The organism is Kribbella sp. C-35, assembly GCF_046549195.1.
Lineage (GTDB): Bacteria > Actinomycetota > Actinomycetes > Propionibacteriales > Kribbellaceae > Kribbella.
Map to the genome: position 1 here is coordinate 326,561 of NZ_JAJPWG010000002.1, position 20,354 is coordinate 346,914.

Genomic DNA, 20,354 nt, shown 5'->3' on the forward strand with positions numbered 1-20,354 from the left:
TGTTCTAACGTTCGACGGTCGCGCGGGGTTCCCGGCGGACGCCTTCGGCCAGGCCCTCTGTGAGTTTGCGAACACCCGCCGGGCCGCCGTCCTGGAGCGCCTTGACGAGCGCCGCGCCGACGATCGCCGCGTCCGCGAACGCCGCCACACCGGCCGCCTGGTCGCCGTTCGAGATGCCGAGGCCGACGCCGACCGGCAGACCGGTCGCCGCCTTCACCCGGGCCACCAGCGGCGCCGCGAGATCCGACGGCTTGTCCCGCGCACCGGTGACACCCATCACAGCGGTCGCGTACACGAAGCCGCGGCAGTTGGCCGTGGTCATCGCGATCCGCTCGTCGGTCGACGACGGCGAGACCAGGAACACCTTGTCGAGCTCGTGCTTGTCGGCGGCCGCGATCCACTCCGCGCCCTCGTCCGGGATCAGGTCGGGCGTGATCAGCCCCGCTCCCCCGGCGGCGGCGAAATCGGCCGCGAACCGGTCCACGCCGTACCGCTCGATCGGGTTCCAGTACGTCATCACGAGCAGCGGTACGTCGGAGTACGCCGCGACCTTCTCGACCGTGCTGAGCACGTCGCGGGTCCGCAGCCCACCGGCCAGCGCGATCTCGGTCGCGCGCTGGATCGTGACGCCGTCCATCACCGGATCGCTGTACGGCAGACCGATCTCGACGACGTCGACACCGCCGTCGATCAGCGCCTTGATCCCGTCCACGCCGCCGTCGTACGACGGGAACCCGGCCGGCAGGTACCCGATCAGGGCGCCGCGGCCCGCGTCGTTCGCCTTCCGGATCGCGACCCCGGCCTTGCCCAGGGCAACCACATCACTCACCGGTGGCCTCTTTCTCGCCGAGGCCGAACCAGCTGGCGGCCGTGTCCATGTCCTTGTCGCCGCGACCGGACAGGTTGATCAAAATGGTTGCCTCCGGCCCCAGTTCCTTGGCGATGTCGAGGGCGCCCGCGACCGCGTGCGCTGACTCGATCGCCGGGATGATGCCCTCGGTCTTCGACAGCAACCGGAACGCCTCCATCGCCTCGGCGTCGGTGATCGGCCGGTACGTCGCGCGCCCGGTCTCGGCCAGCCACGCGTGCTCCGGGCCGACTCCCGGGTAGTCCAGTCCGGCGGAGATCGAGTGCGACTCGATCGTCTGCCCGTCCTCGTCCTGCAGCAGGAACGACCGCGCACCGTGCAGTACGCCGACCTGCCCGGCGGTGATCGTCGCGGCGTGCCGCCCGGTCTCGAACCCGTCGCCGCCCGGCTCGACGCCGTACAGCTTCACGTCGTCGTCGATGAACGCGGTGAACAGGCCGATCGCGTTCGACCCGCCGCCGACCGACGCGACCGCGGCGTCCGGCAGTTTGCCCAGCAGGGCGAGCGACTGCTCCCGCGCCTCGTCGCCGATGCCGCGCACGAAGTCGCGGACCATCGCCGGGAACGGGTGCGAACCGGCCGCCGTACCGAGGATGTAGTGCGTCTTGTCGACGCTGGCGACCCAGTCGCGCAGTGCCTCGTTGATCGCGTCTTTCAGCGTCCGGCTGCCGGTCTTCACCGAGATCACCTCGGCGCCGAGCAGCTGCATCCGGGCCACGTTCAGCGCCTGGCGCTGGGTGTCGACCTCGCCCATGTAGACCACGCACTCCAGGCCGAGGTACGCGCACGCCGTCGCGGTCGCGACGCCGTGCTGCCCGGCGCCGGTCTCCGCGATCACCCGCGGCTTGCCCATCCGCTTGGTCAGCAGCGCCTGGCCGATCGCGTTCCGAATCTTGTGCGCGCCGGTGTGGTTCAGGTCCTCGCGCTTCAGCAGGATCCGCGCACCGGCCACGTCCGACAGCCGGGTCGCGTCGTACAGCAGGCTCGGGGCGCCGATGTACTCGCGCAGCATCCGCTCGAACTCCCCGGTGAACTCCGGGTCGGCCATGGCTTCCCGCCAGGCCTGGGTGAGCTCGTCGAGCGGCGCGATCAGCGCCTCCGGCATGAACCTGCCGCCGAAACGGCCGAAGTGCCCGAACTGGTCGGGCAGCACAGTAGACATCCGACAAAACCTTCCAACCCGGCCCGTACGGCGCGGGAGAGTTACTGTCCCGAGCCGTTTGGACCGGCCGGGAAGGTCTAGTGCCGCTGCTGGATGGCGGGGTGCGATCCGGCGGCGACGAGATCGGCGACCGAGGCGCGAGGATCGCGGCCGGTCACCAAAGTTTCACCGACGAGGACGACATCGGCCCCGGCGCGCGCGAACTCGATTACATCATGCGGACCGCGGACCCCGGACTCGGCCACGCGCACGAGCTCGGTCGGGATCGTCGGCGCGACCCGCGCGAAGGTGTCCCGGTCGATCTCGAGGGTCTTCAGGTTCCGGTTGTTCACGCCGATGAGCTGGGCACCGGCGTCCACCGCACGCCGGGTCTCCTCCTCGTCGTGCACCTCGACCAGCGGGCACAGGCCGATCGACTGGGCCCGCTCGATCAGCGAGACCAGCGCCTCCTGCTCGAGCGCGGCCACGATCAGCAGCACCATGTCGGCACCGGCCGCCCGCGCCTCCCAGAGCTGGTACGACGAGACGATGAAGTCCTTGCGCAGCACGGGTACGTCGACCCGGCCGCGGACCGCACGCAGGTCGTCGAGGCTGCCGTTGAACCGGCGCTCCTCGGTCAGCACCGAGATCGCCGCGGCGCCGCCCTGCTCGTACTCACCGGCCAGCGCGGCCGGGTCGGTGATCTCGGCCAGCTCGCCCTTGGACGGGCTGGAGCGCTTCACCTCGGCGATCACCGCGATCCCGTCGCCGCGGAACACCGGCATCGGGTCCTTGGCGTCGGGCTTGCGCTGGGCCTCGAGCTTCAGGTCGTCCAGGCCGACAAGCGCCTGGCGCTCCGCGAGGTCGGCCTTGACCCCGGCGAGAATGTCGTCAAGCACAGTCATGTCCGTCCGCCCTTCAGTGGTCGCCGTCGGTCGGGACCCCGAAGCCCAGCAGCTGCAGCACCTTGCCGGCCAGCGCCCCCAGCACCGCGATCCCGACGGAGATCCAGAACAGCACCCAGTTCGGTCCCAGCACCATGGCGATGGCACCGACCGTGAACGCGACCAGCACGATCGCCACCGCGGTCCACGCCGCCGGGCTGTTGCCGTGCAGATCGTGCGGAGCTTCCTCGTCGATCCGACTAGCCCCTTGATCCGCCACCGTATTGTCCATAGTTGGCGCCACTCCTCCTCGTCGTCCCGTCCTATTGTGGCGGTAGCCCGCCGCGATCAGAGAGTCGGGTCCTCCCCGGCGTCGATCGCCTTCCACTGATCCGCCGGTGCGGCGGCCGGATCACGCTCGTAACGTTGCGTCGCGCTGCGCCAGCGGTGCGCCGTCAGCACGGTGAGCAGACCGGCCGCGACGAGCGCGATTCCGCCGCCCAGGGCGAACCACGGCGCCGGGCCGCCGGTCTCGACGACCTGGTCGGCCAGTACGGCGCTGAGCACCGGCCGGATCCGGCTCAGCTCGGGGCCGTCGGGCCGCACCAGCAGCGCGACGGCGACCGCGATCGCGCCCAGCACGACGACAAGCGCACCCAGCAGGCGGCGCAGCGCCGTACCGGCGAGTTTGGTGATGACCACTGCCACCAGCGCCGCGAGTGCCAGCGCGACCGGGGCCTTGGTGATCGAGTAGCCGTTGAAGACCTCATCCACGCGGCCGTTGCCCGGGTTGACCGACACCCAGGTCAGGTACGCCGAGAGGCCGAGCAGGACGACCGCCACCAGGGCGAGCAGATCTACCAGGCGTTGCGGCTTCATCCGTGCCCCAGCCCGTCGCTGAACGTTCCCGCGACCGCGATCGCGTTCAGTACGGCGGCCGCCTTCGTCCGGCACTCGGCGTCCTCCGCGGCCGGATCCGAGTCCGCGACGATCCCGGCCCCGGCCTGGACGTACGCCGTACCGCCGCGCAGCACCGCGGTGCGGATCGCGATCGCGGTGTCGGCGTCGCCGGCGAAGTCCAGGTAGCCGACCACGCCGCCGTACACCCCGCGCCGGGTGACCTCGAGCTTGTCGATGATCTCCATCGCGCGCGGTTTCGGTGCCCCCGACAACGTGCCCGCGGGGAACGCGGCGGTGAGCGCGTCGAAGGCGGTCATGCCGGCCTTGAGCCGCCCGGTGACCGTCGATTCCAGGTGCATCACGTGGCTGTAGCGGCGGACGTCCATGAAGTCGACGACCTCGACCGTGCCGGGGGCGCAGACCTTCCCGACGTCGTTCCGCCCGAGGTCGACGAGCATCAGGTGCTCGGCGCGTTCCTTCACGTCCGCGCGCAGCTCCTCCTCCAGCGCGTGGTCCTCCTCCGGCGTCGCGCCGCGGCGGCGGGTGCCGGCGATCGGGTGCAGGATCACCTTGTTCTCGGTGACCTTGACCAGTGCCTCCGGGCTGGAGCCGACGATGTCGAAGCCGTCCAGGCGGACCAGGTACATGTACGGGCTGGGGTTCGAGCGCCGCAGCACCCGGTAGATGTCGAGCGCGGAGGCGCTGCTCTGCAGCTCGAACCGCTGCGAGACGACGATCTGGAACGCCTCGCCCGCGCGGATCTCCTCCTTCGCGTCCTCGACCGCTTGGCGGTACTCGGCGCTGGAGCGCTGCCGGTGCGGGTCCGGCTGGGCCTGCCGGTCCGCGTGGACGACGTACGACGGAGTGGGCCGGGCGAGGTCGCGCTCCATGGCGTCCAGGCGGCGTACGGCGTCGGCGTAGGCCTCGTCGACGCGCTCGTCGGAGTCGTCCCAGTTGACCGCGTTCGCGATCAGCCAGATCTCACCGGTCTCGTGGTCGAGCGCGGCCAAGTCGGTGGCGAACAGGAACGTCAGCTCGGGCAGGCCGAGGTCGTCGGTGGTCGTGTCCGGCAGGCGCTCCAGACGGCGTACGGCGTCGTACCCGAGGAAGCCGACCATGCCTCCGGTCAGCGGCGGCAGGTCCGGCAGGCGCGGCGTGTGCAGGATCTCGAGCGTCTCGCGGAGCGCCTTCAACGGGTCGCCGGTCTGCGGCAGGCCGACCGGCGGGTTGCCGGTCCAGACGGCCTCGCCGTTGCGTTCGGTGAGTGTCGCGGAGGAGCGGACGCCGATGAACGAGTACCTGGACCAGACGCCGCCGTTCTCCGCGGACTCCAGCAGGAACGTGCCTTCCCGTTCGGCCGCGAGCTTGCCGTAGACACCGATCGGCGTCTCCGCGTCGGCCAGCAGCCGCCGCGTGACCGGGATGACCCGGCGGTCCTTCGCGTACTCGCGGAACGTCTCGAGCGCCGGCGCCGTCACGCTGCCTTCACCTCGATCTCGCCGTGCTCGAAGCAGCTGCGGGTCCCGGTGTGACAGGCCGGGCCTTCCTGGTCGACGAGGACGAGCAGGGTGTCGGCGTCGCAGTCGACGAGCATCTGCTTCACGTGTTGACGGTGGCCGCTGGTTTCGCCCTTCACCCAGTACTGCTGCCGGCTGCGCGACCAGAACGTGCTCCGGCCGCTCTCCGCGGTACGGCGCACCGCCTCGGCGTTCATCCAGCCCACCATCAGGACCTCGCGCGTGTCGTACTGCTGCACCACTGCCGGGATCAGACCGGCCGCGTCGAAGGTCAACTCGTCGATAATCACCCACCCATTGTCCCCGATCCGGGGTTGCCATCTGACCACGGTCCCGAACTTGCGAGGATGGCTCCATGACGAGTGAGGCGCGGATCGAGGCGTTGCTGGCGGAGCATCCGGTGATCGACGGGCACAACGACCTGCCGATCGCGTTCTACGAGCTGTGCGGGTACGACCTGGACGCGTACGACCTGGCCGGCCCGGTGCCGGAGCTCCACACGGACCTGCCGCGGCTGCGCGCGGGTCACGTGGGTGCACAGTTCTGGTCGCTCTGGGTGCCGCAGGACGAGCACGCGGTACGGCGTACCTTCGAGCAGCTCGACTTCGTCCGGCGGCTCGTCGAGCGGTTCCCGTCGGACCTCCAACTGGCGGATACGGCCGACGACGTGGACGCGGCGATCAAGGCGGGCCGGGTCGCGTCGCTGATGGGGATGGAGGGCGGCCACTCGATCGGTGAGTCGCTCGGCGTCCTGCGGGTGATGCGGGCGCTCGGCGTGCGGTACATGACGCTGACCCACAACCACAACGTGTCCTGGGCGGACTCGGCCACCGACAAGGCGGTGCTCTGCGGGCTGAACGAGTTCGGCGAGGACGTCGTCCGGGAGATGAACCGGATCGGCATGCTGGTCGACCTCTCGCACGTCTCCGCGGACACCATGCGGCACGCGCTCCGGGTGACGAGCGCGCCGGTGATCTTCAGCCACTCGTCCGCGCGCGCGGTCTGCGACGTACCGCGGAACGCGCCGGACGACGTCCTCGAGACGCTGACCGGCAACGGCGGCGTCTGCATGGTCACGTTCGTGCCGTACTTCACCTCGCAGGCGTACGTCGACTGGCTCGACGGGATGCACGCGCTCGCGAAGGAGCACGGCCTCGAGGACAGCAAGCATCGCGAGAAGGTCGAGGCGATGTACGACGTACCGCGGCCGGAGATCACGCTCGCGGACGTGGTCGAGCACGTCGAGCACGTCCGCGAGGTGGCGGGCGTCGACCACATCGGTCTGGGCGGCGACTACGACGGCTGCCCGGAGTTCCCGGTCGAGCTGCCCGACGTGGCGTCGTACCCGGTGCTGTTCAACGCGCTGGCCGACCGCGGCTGGAGCGACGAGGAGCTCGGCAAACTTGCCGGAGGCAACATCCTGCGCGTGCTCCGGGCCGCGGACGACGTCGCTCTTTAAGCCTCTCGGTACTGGGAGCGGATCTCGTCCAGGGGTTCGAGCCCGGCGGCCTGGTACGTCGCGACGGCGCCGACGTTCGTTGCCGGGGTGACCGTGTAGATGCTGGACGAGCCCATCTCCCGGAGCGCGCGGGCGCAGCCGAGGACCATCGCGGTGCCGTACCCGCGGCCGCGGTGCAGGCGGTGGACGCCCATCGGCTCGATGTAGCCGGGGCGTCCCTTGCCAGCCGACCAGACGGTGGCGGCGGCAACGGATTCGCCGATGTCGTTGCGGAGCACGAGATCGCGCGCGTCGGCGTACGGCAGGCCGTCGGCCATCGCGAACCAGCGGTCGTCGGTGAACGTCGACCCGTCGAACGACGCCCGCTGTACGCCGGTCCGCTCGTGGGCCTCCTCCGGGCCGACCACGTCGATCCGGACCCCCGGATCCGGCACCGGATCGGTCAGGTCGCGCCACACCGGGACCCACGGCACGTCCGCGTTCCACCCGTCCTTGAACAGCAGGTCCTGCACAAGCGCGCCCATCGGCGTCTCGACGTACACCTTGCCCTCGATCAGCACACCCTTCGCGGGCGCGGACACGTCCTCGGCGATCCGCTGCGCCAGCTCCTCGTCACGCTGCAGATCCGGCGCGATCGACATCCGCAACCAGTCCGGCTCGTCGAGCATCCCGATCGCAACGATCTCCCCGCCCCGCCGCCAGACCCGCGTCGCCGCCGCCGTCCGCTCCACCCCGAACCGCCAGAACCACCCCAGATCCCCCGGATGCAACTGCAACGCCACCCCCTCCCGCTGCCACTCCCGCAACACCCCCACAACATCCGCGAGTTCCCCAACCCCCACCACACCCATCTCAATACCCATCCCCCGATCACACACCATCCCCCCGACACTCCGCACCCCACTTCCCGCCCCGCACCCACTTTGAGCCCCCACCAACCACTCCACCTCCTCTTTGAGCCCTCACCAACCAAAATCCGCGGCGCGATTTGGTTGGCCCGTGCCCAAAGACGTTTTCCACAGGTTGGCGAAGGGGGATGCGGGGGTGGTGGGAGGGGAGGGAGGGTATGCGGATGGATCGGCTTGGGTACGACGTGCGGGAGCGGCTGGCTGTGGTTGTGCGGACTCCGCAACGGCGCGCGGCCCTTCGTGAGCTCGGGCTCGGTGACGCTGACCTCCGGCGGCTGGTACGGCGTGGCGCTCTACGGCACCACCATGGCCGTTACGTCGACGGCCGTCTCGACGAGCAACTCGCGACGATCGCCTGTGCGCAGGCGGCGTACCCGGGCTCGGTCGTGAGTCATTTCAGCGCGGCCCGGCTGGCTGGCATCCCGGTGTGGACCGACCGCGGCCGCCCGAGTGGCGCACCGATCGATGCCGCATGGCTGACCCGTCCGCCGGAGGCCCCGCGCAACCAGCGACGCGCGGACATCGTCGTACGGCGTGCCGGCCTGACGGCTGCTGATCTCGCAGGTCACGGGTGGTTGCCCGTCACCCGCCTCGCCAGGACTGTGGTCGACCTGGCCCGAGAGCTGCCGCTGCGCGAGTCGATCGTCACTGTCGACGGTGCATTGCGGACCGGCACGACGTTGGCGGAGCTGCACGCGGTGGCCGGGCGCCAGCAGCACTGGCCGGGGATCCGGCGAGCTCAATACGCCATTACCTTTGGCGACCCCTCGGCGGAGTCCGTCCTGGAGTCGATCGCCAGGGCCGTGTTCGCGGCGGCCGGCCTACCCGCCCCGCTGCTCCAGGTGCAGTTCTTCGACGGATCCGGCTGGATGCCCGAGCGAGTCGACTTCTGGTGGCCGTGGTTCCGAACGGTCGGGGAGGCGGACGGCCTCGCGAAGTACGAAGCGAACAGCCCGGCGGAGCGGCGGTTGCTGCTCCGCAAGAGCCATCGCCGTGACCAGCGCCTCAGCGACCGCGGCGTCGAGCTGGTTCATTTCGGGTGGGAGGACGTGGTCGATCCACGCTCGGACCTGATCGCGCGCCTGCGGGCGGCGTTCGCGCGCGGCGAGTCCCGCACCACGGAGCCGCCCCGCTGGCGCGCCGTACCGCCGCCGCAGGCCGACGCCGCGTGACCTTGAGCACGGGTCGACCATTTTCGGGGCGCGTTTGTGGTTGGTGGGTGCTCAAGGAGGGTTTGTGATTTCGGTGGTCGGGCACGGGGCGGGGGCTAGTGACAATCGACGGATGGAGTGGCTGTGCTGACCCTGACTGAGAACGCGACGCTGGTGATCAAGAGCATCACCGGGGTCGAGGGCGCGCCGGACGGGGCCGGGGTGCGGATCTCGCAGGAGAACCCGGCGGATCCGGCGCTCGCGGTGACCACGACCGAGGCTCCGCAACCGGGTGACCAGGTCGTCGAGGAGGCGGGTGCACGGGTCTTCCTCGAGCAGAACGCCGCGAACGCTCTCGACGACAAGATCCTGGACGCGGCGGTCGACGACAAGGGCGGTGTCGAGTTCCTGCTGGTACCGCAGCCGGGCCCGAGCAACGGCACGGCCCCGACCCCCTGAGCAAGAACGTTTGGTGCGTACCGAGGAACGGGTAGTGACTTCCCGTTCCTCGGTACGTTTTCAGAGGGCGCTGCGTTGGGCGATCCAGCTGTTGTGGAGGCGGGTGTAGGCGCCGCCTGCGCCGACGAGTTCGGCGTGAGGGCCGCGTTCCACGATTTCGCCTTCGTCGAAGACCAGGACCTCGTCGGCTGCCTCGGCCGTCGAGAGGCGGTGCGCGATAGTGACCGACGTACGGCCGGACATCAAACGCTCCAGCGCCGCGTTCACCCGCACCTCGGTGCCGGGGTCGACGGCTGACGTCGCCTCGTCGAGCACGAGCAGATCCGGGTCAGCGATGTTCGCGCGGACCAACGCCACCAGCTGCCGCTCCCCCGCCGACAGAGACTCGCCGCGCTGACCGACCGGCGACTGCAGCCCGTCCGGCAACGACTCCAGCCACTCCGTCAGTCCGAGCGACTCGAACGCCGTGACCAGCTCCGCGTCCGTCACCTCGGGCCGCCCGAACCGCACGTTCTCCGCCAGCGACGCGTCGAACAGGTACCCGTCCTGCGGCACCATCACGACCCGCTCCCGCAGCGACTCGAAGGAGATCTCGCGGGCGTCCACTCCGTCCAGCCGCACCGCCCCGGACGTCGGATCCATCAACCGCGTCAGCAACTTCGCGAACGTCGTCTTACCGGACCCGGTCTCCCCGACCACCGCGACCCGCCGGTGCGGTTCGAGCCGTACGTCGACGTCGCGCAGCACCAATTCGCCTTCCGGATAAGCGAAATCCACGTCGTCGAACTCGACCGTGATCGGCCCGCGCGCCTGCTTCACGCCGTCCTCGCCCGGGTCCGCGACATCCGCCGGCGTCGCGATCACACCGAGCACCCGCCGCCAGCCGGCGAACGCACTCTGCGCGTCCGTCAGCACCTGCGTGGCGATCTGCACCGGGTCCGAGAACAAGGCCACCAGGAACATGAACGCGAGCAGCTCGCCGAGCGTCGCCTGCTTGTCGATGCCGAGGAGTACGCCGACCGTCAGCACGCCGGCGTTCGCGAGACCGGCGGCCAGACCACCGATCGAGAACGTCAGACCGGTCAGCGCCTGCGCCTTCGTCGCCGTCTTCCGGTAGTCCTCGATCGACGCGTCGATCCGGTGCTGCGTGCGCTGCTCGATCGCGTACGAGCGGACCACCTGCGCGCCGACCACGGGCTCCGCGATCGCCGACAGCATCTCGCCGACCTTGGCCCGCACCACGCCGTACGCCTTCGACATCGCGCGCTGCAGGTACTTCAGGCTGGCGAACAACGGGATGAAGCAGCACAGCACGACCAGCGCGAGCTGCCACGAGTAGAAGAACATCACCACGGTCGCGAGCACCATCTGCCCGATGCTGACCAGGAAGATGAACCCGCCGAACTGCAGGAACTGCGACACCGTGTCCACGTCCGACGTGACCCGGCTGACCAACGCCCCGCGCCGCTCCGTGCTCTGGGTCAGCACCGGCAGGTCGTGCACGTGCCGGAACGCCTTGATCCGCATCGTCGCGAGCCCGTGCTCCGAGTTGACCGCGAGCCGCACGGTCGTCAGGTACGACGCTCCCGCGGTGAGGATCACGCCCAGCGCGCAGATCAGGCACATCCAGGCGACGTACGACGTGTTCGGACCGCCCGGGCCGGACAGGCCCTTGTCGATCGTCTGCTGCACGGCGATCGGTACGACGATCCGCCCGGCGGTCATCGTCAGCGCGAGGAGCCCGGTCAGCCACCATCCACGCGCCAGCTCGGGCGAGACCTTCAGACCGTCCTTGAGGGTCTGAAGACCACCAGCGTTGTCGCCGTGGTCCAACCGAGATGCGGTGCTCACGCCGAAACCCCATCCTCATCAAATGCAGCCTCATCAAGCTCGGCTTCTTCCAAGCGGCGTTCGGCGTCTTTCTCGTACGCGTCGACCAGGTCCCGATAGGCCGGCGTCGACGCCTGCAGCTCGGTGTGCGTACCGTGCGCCTGGATCCGGCCGTCGTCGAGGAACAGCACCTCGTCGGCGAGCGAGATCGTCGCCTTCCGGTACGCGATCACGAGCACCGTTGTCGCGGCCCCGGAGTCGTCGACGACGGCGGTCCGCAGCCCGGCCAGGATCCGCGCCTCCACCTGCGGGTCCACCGCGCTCGTCGCGTCGTCCAGGATCAGCAACCGCGGCCGCCGGACCAGCGCCCGCGCCAGCGCGATCCGCTGCCGCTGACCGCCGGACAGCGTCGTACCGCGCTCGCCGACCTTGGTGTCCAGCCCGTCGCCCAAAGCCTTCACGAAGCCGTCGCCCTGCGCGATCCGCAGCGCGTCCCACACGTCGTCGTCGCTGTAGTCCCCGCCGAGCGTGATGTTGCCGCGGATCGTGTCGTCGAACAGGAACGCGGTCTGCGCGACCAGCGCGACCGATCCGGCCAGCTCGTCGCGCGCGAGGTCCCGCAGGTCGATCCCGTCGACCTTCACGGCACCGCTCTCCGGGTCGACAAGCCTCGTCAGGAGCGTGGTGAGGGTCGACTTCCCGGCCCCCGTCGGCCCGACGACCGCAACAGTCCGGCCGGGCTCGATCGCGAAGTCCACACCGGCGAGTACGTCGCGCTCGGGCAGGTACCCGAACCGGACGCCGGCGACCTGCAGCCGGGCCGCCTTCGTGGACGTCAACCGCGCCTCGCCGTACTCCGTCCCGCCCTCGGCCGTCAGCACGCGTTGCACGCGGTCCCACCCGACGACGGACCGCGGAAGCTCACCGAGCACCCAGCCGAGCGCCCGGATCGGGAAGCCGATCAGCGTGAACAGGAACGCCACCTGGACCACGTCACCCGCGTCCGCTCCGCCGGACCGCACCCGCCCGACGCCGACCAGCAGCACCGCGAGCACACCCAGCCTGGGCAGGCCGTCGATCACCGGGTCGAACATGCCGCGGGCCTTGTTTACCGCGATGTTCGCGTCCCGGAGCGCGTACGTCGGCGCGCGGAACCGCTCCGTCTCGGCGGCCTCCCGGCCGAGCGTCTTCACCACCAGCGCGCCGTCGAACGACTCGTGCGCGACCTCGGACACGTCCGCACGCAGTTGCTGCGCGCGGGTCGCGAGCGGCTGCAGGTAGCGCTGGAAGATCACATTCGCGACGAACACCAGCGGGAACACCAGGCACCCCACCAGCGCGAGCCAGACGTCGGCCGCGAACATCGCGATCGTCGCGAACACCAGCATCGCGATCACGCCGATCGCCATCGGCAGCGGCGCGATCACGAACCAGGTCGACTCCACGTCGGCGTTCGCGTTCGACAGCAGCATGCCGGTCGAGTGCTGGTGGTGCCACTCCAGCGGCAGCTTCAGGTACTGCCGGGTCACCCGGCGGCGGTACGTCGCCTGCAGGCGGAACTGCATCACGCCGGCCCCGAGCCGCCGCCCGACGACACCGATCGCGTTCAGGATCGCGATCCCCATGAACAGCGAGATCAGCGTCGCGATCGTGCCGCCGGTGGTGTCACCGCGCTCGAACGACGGGCGAATCAGGTGGTCGGTGGACCATCCGAGCGCCCAGCCGCCGGCCACGGTCATCGCGCCGTACAGCATGGCGGCGAGCACGGACAGCGCGAAGACGCCCGGCTCCTCCCAGATCGCGACTCGTAACACCCCGAAACCTCTCCGGGTGACGCCGCCCTTGTCTGGGACCCGGGGGCCTGGGGGTCGGCCCCCAGATGATGCTTTCGGGACAGGCAAGACACACTCCAGGACAGTCAGGTGCATACGCGGGACACAGACATGACAACGATTGACATTCTGCCATTCCCTCCCGACAACTACGATCGAGTTGTGACCGACTACAGCCGGGTAGAACGACTCGCTCTGTGTGACCTGTTCGAGGAAGTCGGCCCCGCCGCTCCGACGCTGTGTGACGGCTGGGACGCCTACGACCTCGCAGTCCATCTGTACGTCCGGGAGGCGGACCCGATGGCAGGGCCTGGGATCATGATCCCGGCGCTCGCGGACACCACCGAGAGACGGATGCAGCGGGTCAAGGAGCGCTACAGCTTCGCGGAGGTCGTCGGCAAGGTCCGCAACGGTCCGCCGCCGGTCTCGATCTACGCGCTGCCGAAGCTCGGTCACCAGCTCAACACGACCGAGTACTTCGTGCATCACGAGGACGTCCGCCGCGCGCAAGCGTCGTACGACGTCCGCGATCTTCCCGCCGAGCAGCAGGACGCCCTGTGGAAGGCCGTCCGGCTGGCGGCGAAGACGATGCTGCGGAAGGCGCCGAGCGGTCTCGTGCTCAAGCGGCCCGACGGTACGACGTCCGTCGCGAAGCGGCCGACCGCGCTCGGCTCGGTCACCGTGACTGGTGAGCCGGCCGAGCTGGTGCTGTTCTGCTTCGGGCGCCAGCAGGTGGCCGACGTAGAACTGGACGGAGAGGCGGAAGCTGTGGATCAGCTCCGCAACGCGTCATTCGGAGTGTGATTTCCGCCGGGCGCGCTGGATCAGGCTGCTCGCCACAGTCGTGAGAATGACCAGCACGATCGCCGCCACCACGCCCTGCCAGGGCTCGTCGAAGAGCGCGTAGCCGAGCAGTCCGATCGCCATGTAGACCGCCGCCCACATCGACGACGCGAACAGGTCGACGAGCGCGAATCGCTCCCACTTGTAGCCGGCCAGCCCGGCCGCGAGCAGCACCGGGACCCGCCCGCCCGGGATCAACCGGGATGTGAGCAGCACGCTGATCTCGTGTTCGGCCAACCGCTCCCGGAGCGCGTCCAGCGACGCATTGTCGCGCAACCAGCCGATCCGCTTGGCCAGCCGTTCACCACCGAAGCGGCAGCCGGCGTACACGATCAGGTCCCCGACGTACGCCCCGGCCGCACCCGCGATCAGTACGCCGACCAGCCCGACCGGGTTGCTGTGCGACGCCAGTACGGCGCCCGCCGACACCGCAGCGCCGGTCGGCAACACGGGCAGCACCGCACCGATCAAGACCGCTCCGGCCAACGCGAACAGGTACCAGAGATCGAACTTGGTATCGCCACTCATCGACGTCCTCGCTTCGCTGCGGGCGCCGCTGCGCGGCGAGGATCGCCGTGTTTGATGGTGACCTCGCTTCGCTCGCTCACAACGCCGGCACCTCGATCGACTCGCCCGGCACCAGAACCTCCACCTTCACCGCGGGATCCACCTCGGTCATCGCGGCCTTGAACCTGTCCCCCGGTGGCAGGAACAGGTCCGGTTTGACCCAGTCGAGGCCGATCGGCCAGAACGTCCCGAAATGTACCGGGATCGCCGTCGACGCACCGACCCGCCGCACCGCCTCGGCGGCGCGGAGCGGGTCCAGATGCCCCGGCCCGAGCGACGGTCCCCATCCGCCCACGGGCACCAGCGCGAGATCGATCGCACCGGTCTCGGCCGCGAGGTCGTCGTACAGGTCGGTGTCCCCCGCGAACCAGACACTCGGCGAGCCGTCGACCCGGTACCCGAGCGGCTGCGCGGCGTACGACGACCACGGCAGCCGCCGCTCGTCGTGATGGGCCGTGACGGCGGTGATCTCGAGCGACCCGATCCGGACCTGATTGCCGGGAGCAACCTCGATGCAGCGGTCCGAGTACGCCGGCCCGCGGTCGGCGTGGATGAGCTTGGCCGCACCGCGTGGCACGATCAGCGCGGCGTCCGGCGCGACGAACGGCAGCGATGTGAGATGCAGGTGGTCGGCATGTAGATGCGAGATCAGGACCGCGTCGCACTGCCCCGCTTCGACGGCCGGCGTCGGGCCGCGGCGGCGCCGCAGGTGCGCGATCCGCGACGTCAGCACCGGGTCGGTCAGGAGCCGCGTGCCGTTCGCCTCGATCGTGGTGGTGGCGTGCCCCCACCATGTCACTCGCACGTCACTCGCACGCTTTCAGGCCTCCACCTTCGACTCGACCGGAAGGTCCTTGCGCTGCCCCAGCTTCTCCAGCCAGTCGATCAGCACTTCGTGGACCGCGTCGGAGCCTACGGGAGGCTCGTGCAGCACCCAGCGACTCGGGTGCACCAGGACCGCCTCGGTCTGCCAGCCGCCGATCCCGCCGTGGCATCCGACCAGCTCCTCGAACGCGGCCACCTCGTGCGTGTACTCGTCCATCCGGCTCACCACGACCAGGTCACCGTTGTGCGGCATCTCCGCCTGGCGCAGCAACGACGGCGCCGCAAGTTCGCCGTACGCCGCGAGCGGGTCCTCGCCCTCCACCCGGCCGGAACGCAGTACGTGGACCCCGGACCGCCCGATCGCGACCGGTCCCTCGGCGAGCGAGTCGACCACGACGAACCCGATCCCGGGATGGGTCGCGAGGCCCGGGATCAGCTTCGGGTGCAGCAGCTCGATCTCCTCCAGCGGGACCCGGCCGGGCGTCGTCGCGAGGTAGATCAGCGCCAGGTTGCCGGACGCGGTGACGACCATCTGCTCGTCCGCGGCGACCGGCGGCTCGCAGTCCTTCGGGCCCAGCTCGACCTCGCCGCTGCGGGCCTTGGCGTGTAATGCCTTCCGGGTGACGGTCCCGGCCACGCTGCGGCGCATGCTCAGCTCGGTGAGGAACGCGTTCACCGGGCCCCAGCCCTCGGACTTGCCGACCGCCGCGACCGGCTCCTTGGTGGTGTCGACGAGGTCGTCGACCACCTCGGCGAGCGTCCGGCCGTAGCGCTGCAGGAACGTCGAGCCCTGACTCTGGCCGTGGTCGGACAGCACGACGATCTCGTACGAATGCGGGAGGATCTCGATGATCCGTTGCAGCGCGCCGAGCACCCGGTCGAGACCCTCGAGGGTCTGCAGCGACTCCGGGCGGGTCGGGCCGGCGTGGTGCGCGACCTCGTCGTAGTCGACGAAGTCGCAGTAGATGACCGGCGTACCCTTCACCAGCTCGTCGGTGATCAGCGAGACGTTCAGGTCGCGGAGCAGGACGTTGCTGATCGCCCGCAGGAAGATGTACGACCCACCGCGCTTGACCCGCGGAACCAGGTGCCGGACCCGCTGTCGCCTGGCCTGGTGCAACTCCTTCACCATCTCGGCCACACACAGCACCAGGCCGCGCGCGGCGCCCTGCGGGCTGGTGAAGAACCGGACGTACCCGCGGCTGCGGCTGTCCGGCAGGGCGGCCCGGCTGAACACCAGCTCGCACCTGTCCGCGTCGCCGGACCAGTTGTTGCTGATGCTGACGCCGCCGTCCGCGAGCAGGCCGCGACCGGTGGACATCCGCGCCTCGATCTCCGCAGCGTCCCGGCCGCGGTTGGTGACCATCACCCGGCCGGTCTCCTTCTCGTACCACCGGAACGCCGGGATGTGCCGCGAGCCTCCGTGCAGGATCCCGGCCTGGCTGGCCGGGGTGGTGGCCGGTACGCCGGTGTGCCAGGCGAGCATCGAGTGCTTGCCGTCCCGGATCCAGCCGCCGAGGTTCGGCAGGTTGCCGGCCAGGACCATCCAGTTCAGCAGCGGCGCGGACAGGCCGTCGATCTGGACGATCAGCATCCCGGTCTTCGGCGCGGGCTGGATCCGCCGGGCGCGCCGGTGCACGACCCGCATCACCTCCGCGACGTACGCGTCGTCACTGCCCGCGTACGCGACCCAGCCGACGAAGGCGCTCACCGACGACATCACGATCGAGACCAGCAGCGGCGCCTCGACGCCGCCGTGCAGGTTCACGCCGGGATCGACGGTGATCGCGAGGTAGACGACTCCGAACTGCGACAGCAGGCCGCCGACCAGGACGCCGAGCGAGCCGATCAGCACCGCGATCCCGGCCAGGAACCAGCGCATCAGCACCGAGAACACCGCCAGCAGGACGACCAGCCGGAGGATCGGCAGCCGGCCGTCGCTACTGATCTGCGGCAGCGTCCAGAACGTGATCACCAGCGAGCTCAGTGACAGCAGGCCGCCGACGAACATCGCCTGCAGGCCGCGTCCGGTGCGGCGCAGGTCGAGCCACACCGGACGTCCTCGCCGGTTCTTCGACACCTGTTCTGGTGGTTTCGCCATCGCCTGCTTCTTGCTCCCCGTTCCATCTCGCCATGCCAGTACGAGAGTACGGGGTCGTGCAGACGGATTTACTGCACCTCGAGGTAGTCAACCTCTGTGTACAGGTCGCCCTTCGTCAGCCGGATCGTGTTCCAGCCGGCGTTCAGCGTGACGGAGACCGAACTCTGCTGCCAGTTGTCCCAGCCGGTGACCGGATAACTGACCGACCCGGCGTTGTTGCCGTTGACAACGAGACCGTGGCTCGCGGTGGACGCCGAACCGTTGGCGTACCCGACATGCAGCGTGTAGCCGCCCGCAACCGGCGCGAACACCGTGTTCTCCACCCACGAGTCGGCGTAGTCGATGTACGCCACCACCTTCCCGTCGGACGCGCCGGCCGCATTGGACCGTACGACGCAGTGGTTCAGCGTGCCGCGCTCCGCCTCGTACCGGACCCGGCTCCCGCGCACCACCGGGTAGTCGTTGGCATACCCGATGTCAGCGACGTACAGGTGCCGTCCGCCGTTCACCCAGCCGTGGACGAACACCTTGTCCCCGACGACGTCCGCGCCACCCGGCCCGCAGACGTGGCTGTCGAACGTCGCCGTCGTCATCAACGGCCGGTACGCCGTGGTCCACGGCCCGCTCAGACTCGTCGAGGTCGCGTACGACGTCAGGTAGTTGCAGTCGTTGTAGCCGCCGCCCGAGAAGAACAGGACGTACTGACTGCCGCGCTGAACGAGATCCGGCGCCTCGATCACGCCGCTCGACGTGAGCATCGCGGTGTTGCCGCCGACGAGGGTCTGACCGTTGTTCGCCGTCCGGATCAGCCAGAGCGTCGACGGCTGGCTGATCGCGTTGCCGTCGTTCTTCCAGACCAGGTACCGGGTGCCGTCGTTCGCCACGAACGTGTTCGCGTCGATCGCGCCGCCCAGGTCGAGCGGGCAGATCAACGGCGCCGTACCGACCGGCTGGAACGGGCCGAGCGGATTCGTGGCGGTGGCCACGCCGATGCACTGGCGACCCGAGGCTTTGTGCCAGGCGGTGTAGGTCAGGGTGTAGGTGCCGCCGGAGTTCGGGTAGACGTCCGGCGCCCAGGTACGGCCGGGCTGGGCCCAGGCATTGGAGGGGCCGCCGGGCATCGCGTCGCCGCGGACCGTCCACGGGCCGTTCGCGCTCGGCGCGGTCGCGACCGGGAGGGTGCCGCGGCTGCCGTTGGTCGCGTACGCGTACCAGGTGCCGTTCTGCTCGAAGACGTCCGGATCGGGGAAGTTCTCGCCGATCATCTCGCTCGGGAAGACCGCCGCCGTGGTCGCGGCGTGGACCGCGGGCGACAGGAAGGCGGAGAGGCTGAAGACGGCCAGCACGGCCGCCAGAAGTCGTCTCATGGGTGACTCCTCAGGTGGGGGCGGATACCTGTGAATCTCACTTTTACATCGATTCACCTGAAACGCGAGACCTCAATCCCTGGACCTGAGGGAATGCGAGGTGGAGACTCCCGCTAGTTGGTTTCCGCCTGGGTTGAGGGAGGGTCTCGTGAGTCGTTTACCGAGAGGGATGATCGCTGCGGTTGCCGCAGTGGCAGCCGCAGTGGGTGGAGTCGTGACACAGTCCGTCGCCGCGCCCACCGCCGTACAGACAACGGCTTTGCAGCAGCGGCTGGACGGTCTGCTGAACGACAGCCGGTACGACGGATCGCAGGTCGCGCTCGTGGTCCGCGACGCGACGACCGGCGAGACGCTGTACGACCGGAACGGCGCCCAGCGGATGCTGCCCGCGTCGAACACCAAGCTGTTCAGCTCGACCGCCGCGATGCACGTCCTCGGCCCGTCGTACCGCTTCCACACCGACGTACTCGCCGGCGCACCCGTCCGCGGTGGGCAACTGCTCGGCAACCTCTATCTCAAGGGGTACGGCGACCCGACCGCACTCGAGTCGGACTACGCGGCGCTGGCGAAGCAGCTCAAGACAGCCGGCGTACGGCGGGTGTACGGCGACCTGATCGCGGACGACACGTACTTCGACCACGTCCGCCTCGGCGACAGCTGGGCCTGGGACGACGAGCCGTTCTACTACAACGCCCAGATCTCCGCGCTCACGCTCGCCCCGGACACCGACTACGACTCCGGTACGGCGATCGTCGAGAGCCGCCCCGGTGCGGCCGCCGGCGCGCCGGTCAAGCTCGATCTGGTCCCGGCGAACGGTGTGATCAAGCTGGTCAACACGGCGACGACCGGCGCCGCGGGCTCGTCGAACACGCTGACCATCGAGCGTGACCACGGCACCAATATCGTCCGCGTGACAGGCTCGGTACCGCTCGGTGCTTCGACAGGTGAGGAGTGGGTGACCGTCTGGGAGCCCGAGCTGTACGCGGCCGACGTGTTCCGGCGCGCGCTGTCCGCCCAGGGAATCTCGGTCAGCGGCCGGATCAAGAACGCGGCCACCCCGGCGAGCGCGACGCGCCTGGCGCGGGACGAGTCGATGACGGTCGGCGAGCTGATGACGCCGTTCCTCAAACTCTCGAACAACATGCACGCCGAGACGCTGGTCAAGGCGATGGGCGCGGTCGTCGACGCGGACGGCAGCTGGCCGGCCGGGCTGGGCGTGGTCACCGACTACGCGAAGAGCATCGGCGTCGACACCAGCCGGATCCGCCTGTCCGACGGCTCCGGCCTGTCGCGCAAGGTGAACGTGACGGCCAACTCGATCACCGACATACTGATCGGTGCGCAGAAGGAGTCGTGGTGGAAGCAGTGGTACGACGCGCTGCCGATCGCGGGCAACCCGGAACGGTTCGTTGGCGGCACGCTGCGCAGCCGGATGCAGAACACACCGGCCGCCAACAACCTGCACGGCAAGACCGGCTCGCTCACCGGCGTCACCTCGCTGTCCGGGTACGTGACGAACAAGGACGGCCGCAAGCTGGTGTTCTCGATGATCAGCAACAACTACCTGGTCAGCCCGCGCTCGATCGAGGACGCGGTCGGCGTGACGCTCGCCTCCTGGTCCGACACGGCACCGCCTGCCGCTGCTTCGACTCTGCGGACCGCCCAGACCACGTGTGAGCTGGAGTGGGACAAGGCCTGTTAA

Annotated in this window: 19 protein-coding genes; 5 read left to right on the forward strand and 14 right to left on the reverse strand. The window is 69.6% G+C overall.

What is annotated here, in order from left to right; all coding sequences use genetic code 11:
- Positions 1 to 4 precede the first annotated feature (4 nt).
- The 7 genes from trpA to hisI form a co-directional block, all read right to left on the reverse strand.
- Positions 5 to 829: a tryptophan synthase subunit alpha gene (gene trpA / locus ACLJOO_RS14200; protein WP_410787503.1), complete on the reverse strand. Its 825-nt coding sequence runs from the start codon at positions 827 to 829 to the stop codon at positions 5 to 7.
- Positions 822 to 2,030, reverse strand: coding sequence for a tryptophan synthase subunit beta (trpB, locus tag ACLJOO_RS14205; protein ID WP_410787505.1), 1,209 nt, complete (start codon positions 2,028 to 2,030; stop codon positions 822 to 824). The genes trpA and trpB overlap by 8 nt, the downstream gene beginning before the upstream one ends.
- Before the next feature lie 77 nt (positions 2,031 to 2,107).
- The gene (trpC, locus tag ACLJOO_RS14210) at positions 2,108 to 2,914 is read right to left on the reverse strand and encodes an indole-3-glycerol phosphate synthase TrpC (protein WP_410787507.1); all 807 of its coding nucleotides are present in this window, start codon (positions 2,912 to 2,914) and stop codon (positions 2,108 to 2,110) included.
- Between the two features lie 13 nt (positions 2,915 to 2,927).
- Positions 2,928 to 3,185, reverse strand: coding sequence for an HGxxPAAW family protein (locus ACLJOO_RS14215; RefSeq protein ID WP_202872506.1), 258 nt, complete (start codon positions 3,183 to 3,185; stop codon positions 2,928 to 2,930).
- A gap of 56 nt (positions 3,186 to 3,241) precedes the next feature.
- Complete coding sequence (locus tag ACLJOO_RS14220; RefSeq protein ID WP_410787509.1) at positions 3,242 to 3,772, reverse strand: Trp biosynthesis-associated membrane protein; 531 nt, start codon at positions 3,770 to 3,772, stop codon at positions 3,242 to 3,244.
- A complete protein-coding gene (locus tag ACLJOO_RS14225; protein ID WP_410787511.1) occupies positions 3,769 to 5,271 on the reverse strand; it encodes an anthranilate synthase component I in 1,503 nt (500 codons plus the stop codon). Before ACLJOO_RS14225 ends, ACLJOO_RS14220 begins: the two co-directional genes overlap by 4 nt.
- The gene (hisI, locus tag ACLJOO_RS14230; protein WP_410787513.1) at positions 5,268 to 5,600 is read right to left on the reverse strand and encodes a phosphoribosyl-AMP cyclohydrolase; all 333 of its coding nucleotides are present in this window, start codon (positions 5,598 to 5,600) and stop codon (positions 5,268 to 5,270) included. The genes ACLJOO_RS14225 and hisI overlap by 4 nt, the downstream gene beginning before the upstream one ends.
- Before the next feature lie 65 nt (positions 5,601 to 5,665).
- On the opposite strand from hisI, the gene ACLJOO_RS14235 reads away from it, so the two are divergent.
- On the forward strand, positions 5,666 to 6,769 hold the full coding sequence (locus ACLJOO_RS14235) for a dipeptidase (RefSeq protein ID WP_410787514.1): 1,104 nt from the start codon (positions 5,666 to 5,668) through the stop codon (positions 6,767 to 6,769).
- On the opposite strand, the gene ACLJOO_RS14240 is transcribed toward ACLJOO_RS14235, so the two are convergent.
- On the reverse strand, positions 6,766 to 7,632 hold the full coding sequence (locus tag ACLJOO_RS14240) for a GNAT family N-acetyltransferase (RefSeq protein ID WP_410787516.1): 867 nt from the start codon (positions 7,630 to 7,632) through the stop codon (positions 6,766 to 6,768). The two genes, ACLJOO_RS14235 and ACLJOO_RS14240, sit on opposite strands and share 4 nt — an antisense overlap.
- Positions 7,633 to 7,841: 209 nt before the next feature.
- Between ACLJOO_RS14240 and ACLJOO_RS14245 the strand changes: the two genes are divergently transcribed.
- Both ACLJOO_RS14245 and ACLJOO_RS14250 read left to right on the forward strand, forming a co-directional pair.
- On the forward strand, positions 7,842 to 8,849 hold the full coding sequence (locus ACLJOO_RS14245) for a hypothetical protein (RefSeq protein ID WP_410787518.1): 1,008 nt from the start codon (positions 7,842 to 7,844) through the stop codon (positions 8,847 to 8,849).
- A gap of 123 nt (positions 8,850 to 8,972) precedes the next feature.
- Positions 8,973 to 9,287 carry a Fe-S cluster assembly protein HesB gene (locus tag ACLJOO_RS14250; protein ID WP_410787520.1) on the forward strand — a complete coding sequence of 105 codons (315 nt, stop codon included), beginning with the start codon at positions 8,973 to 8,975 and terminating at the stop codon, positions 9,285 to 9,287.
- A gap of 60 nt (positions 9,288 to 9,347) precedes the next feature.
- On the opposite strand, the gene ACLJOO_RS14255 is transcribed toward ACLJOO_RS14250, so the two are convergent.
- Together ACLJOO_RS14255 and ACLJOO_RS14260 are read right to left on the reverse strand one after the other, a co-directional pair.
- Positions 9,348 to 11,138, reverse strand: a complete 1,791-nt coding sequence (locus tag ACLJOO_RS14255) for an ABC transporter ATP-binding protein (RefSeq protein WP_410787522.1) — start codon at positions 11,136 to 11,138, stop codon at positions 9,348 to 9,350.
- Complete coding sequence (locus ACLJOO_RS14260) at positions 11,135 to 12,931, reverse strand: ABC transporter ATP-binding protein (protein ID WP_410787524.1); 1,797 nt, start codon at positions 12,929 to 12,931, stop codon at positions 11,135 to 11,137. The genes ACLJOO_RS14255 and ACLJOO_RS14260 overlap by 4 nt, the downstream gene beginning before the upstream one ends.
- Before the next feature lie 180 nt (positions 12,932 to 13,111).
- Here ACLJOO_RS14260 and ACLJOO_RS14265 point away from each other — a divergent pair, with 180 nt between their 5' ends.
- The gene (locus ACLJOO_RS14265) at positions 13,112 to 13,753 is read left to right on the forward strand and encodes a TIGR03085 family metal-binding protein (protein ID WP_410787526.1); all 642 of its coding nucleotides are present in this window, start codon (positions 13,112 to 13,114) and stop codon (positions 13,751 to 13,753) included.
- Here ACLJOO_RS14265 and ACLJOO_RS14270 read toward each other — a convergent pair.
- From ACLJOO_RS14270 to ACLJOO_RS14285, 4 genes are all read right to left on the reverse strand, one after another.
- On the reverse strand, positions 13,739 to 14,320 hold the full coding sequence (locus ACLJOO_RS14270; protein ID WP_410787528.1) for a DedA family protein: 582 nt from the start codon (positions 14,318 to 14,320) through the stop codon (positions 13,739 to 13,741). The genes ACLJOO_RS14265 and ACLJOO_RS14270 overlap by 15 nt on opposite strands.
- Positions 14,321 to 14,396: 76 nt before the next feature.
- Positions 14,397 to 15,158, reverse strand: a complete 762-nt coding sequence (locus ACLJOO_RS14275) for an MBL fold metallo-hydrolase (protein WP_410787530.1) — start codon at positions 15,156 to 15,158, stop codon at positions 14,397 to 14,399.
- A gap of 21 nt (positions 15,159 to 15,179) precedes the next feature.
- A complete protein-coding gene (locus ACLJOO_RS14280; RefSeq protein WP_410787532.1) occupies positions 15,180 to 17,285 on the reverse strand; it encodes an alkaline phosphatase family protein in 2,106 nt (701 codons plus the stop codon).
- A 68-nt stretch (positions 17,286 to 17,353) separates the two neighbouring features.
- Positions 17,354 to 18,652, reverse strand: coding sequence for a family 43 glycosylhydrolase (locus tag ACLJOO_RS14285; protein WP_410787534.1), 1,299 nt, complete (start codon positions 18,650 to 18,652; stop codon positions 17,354 to 17,356).
- A gap of 214 nt (positions 18,653 to 18,866) precedes the next feature.
- Here ACLJOO_RS14285 and dacB point away from each other — a divergent pair, with 214 nt between their 5' ends.
- Positions 18,867 to 20,354 (forward strand): D-alanyl-D-alanine carboxypeptidase/D-alanyl-D-alanine-endopeptidase, encoded by a 1,488-nt coding sequence (gene dacB / locus ACLJOO_RS14290; protein ID WP_410787536.1) that lies wholly within the window; start codon positions 18,867 to 18,869, stop codon positions 20,352 to 20,354.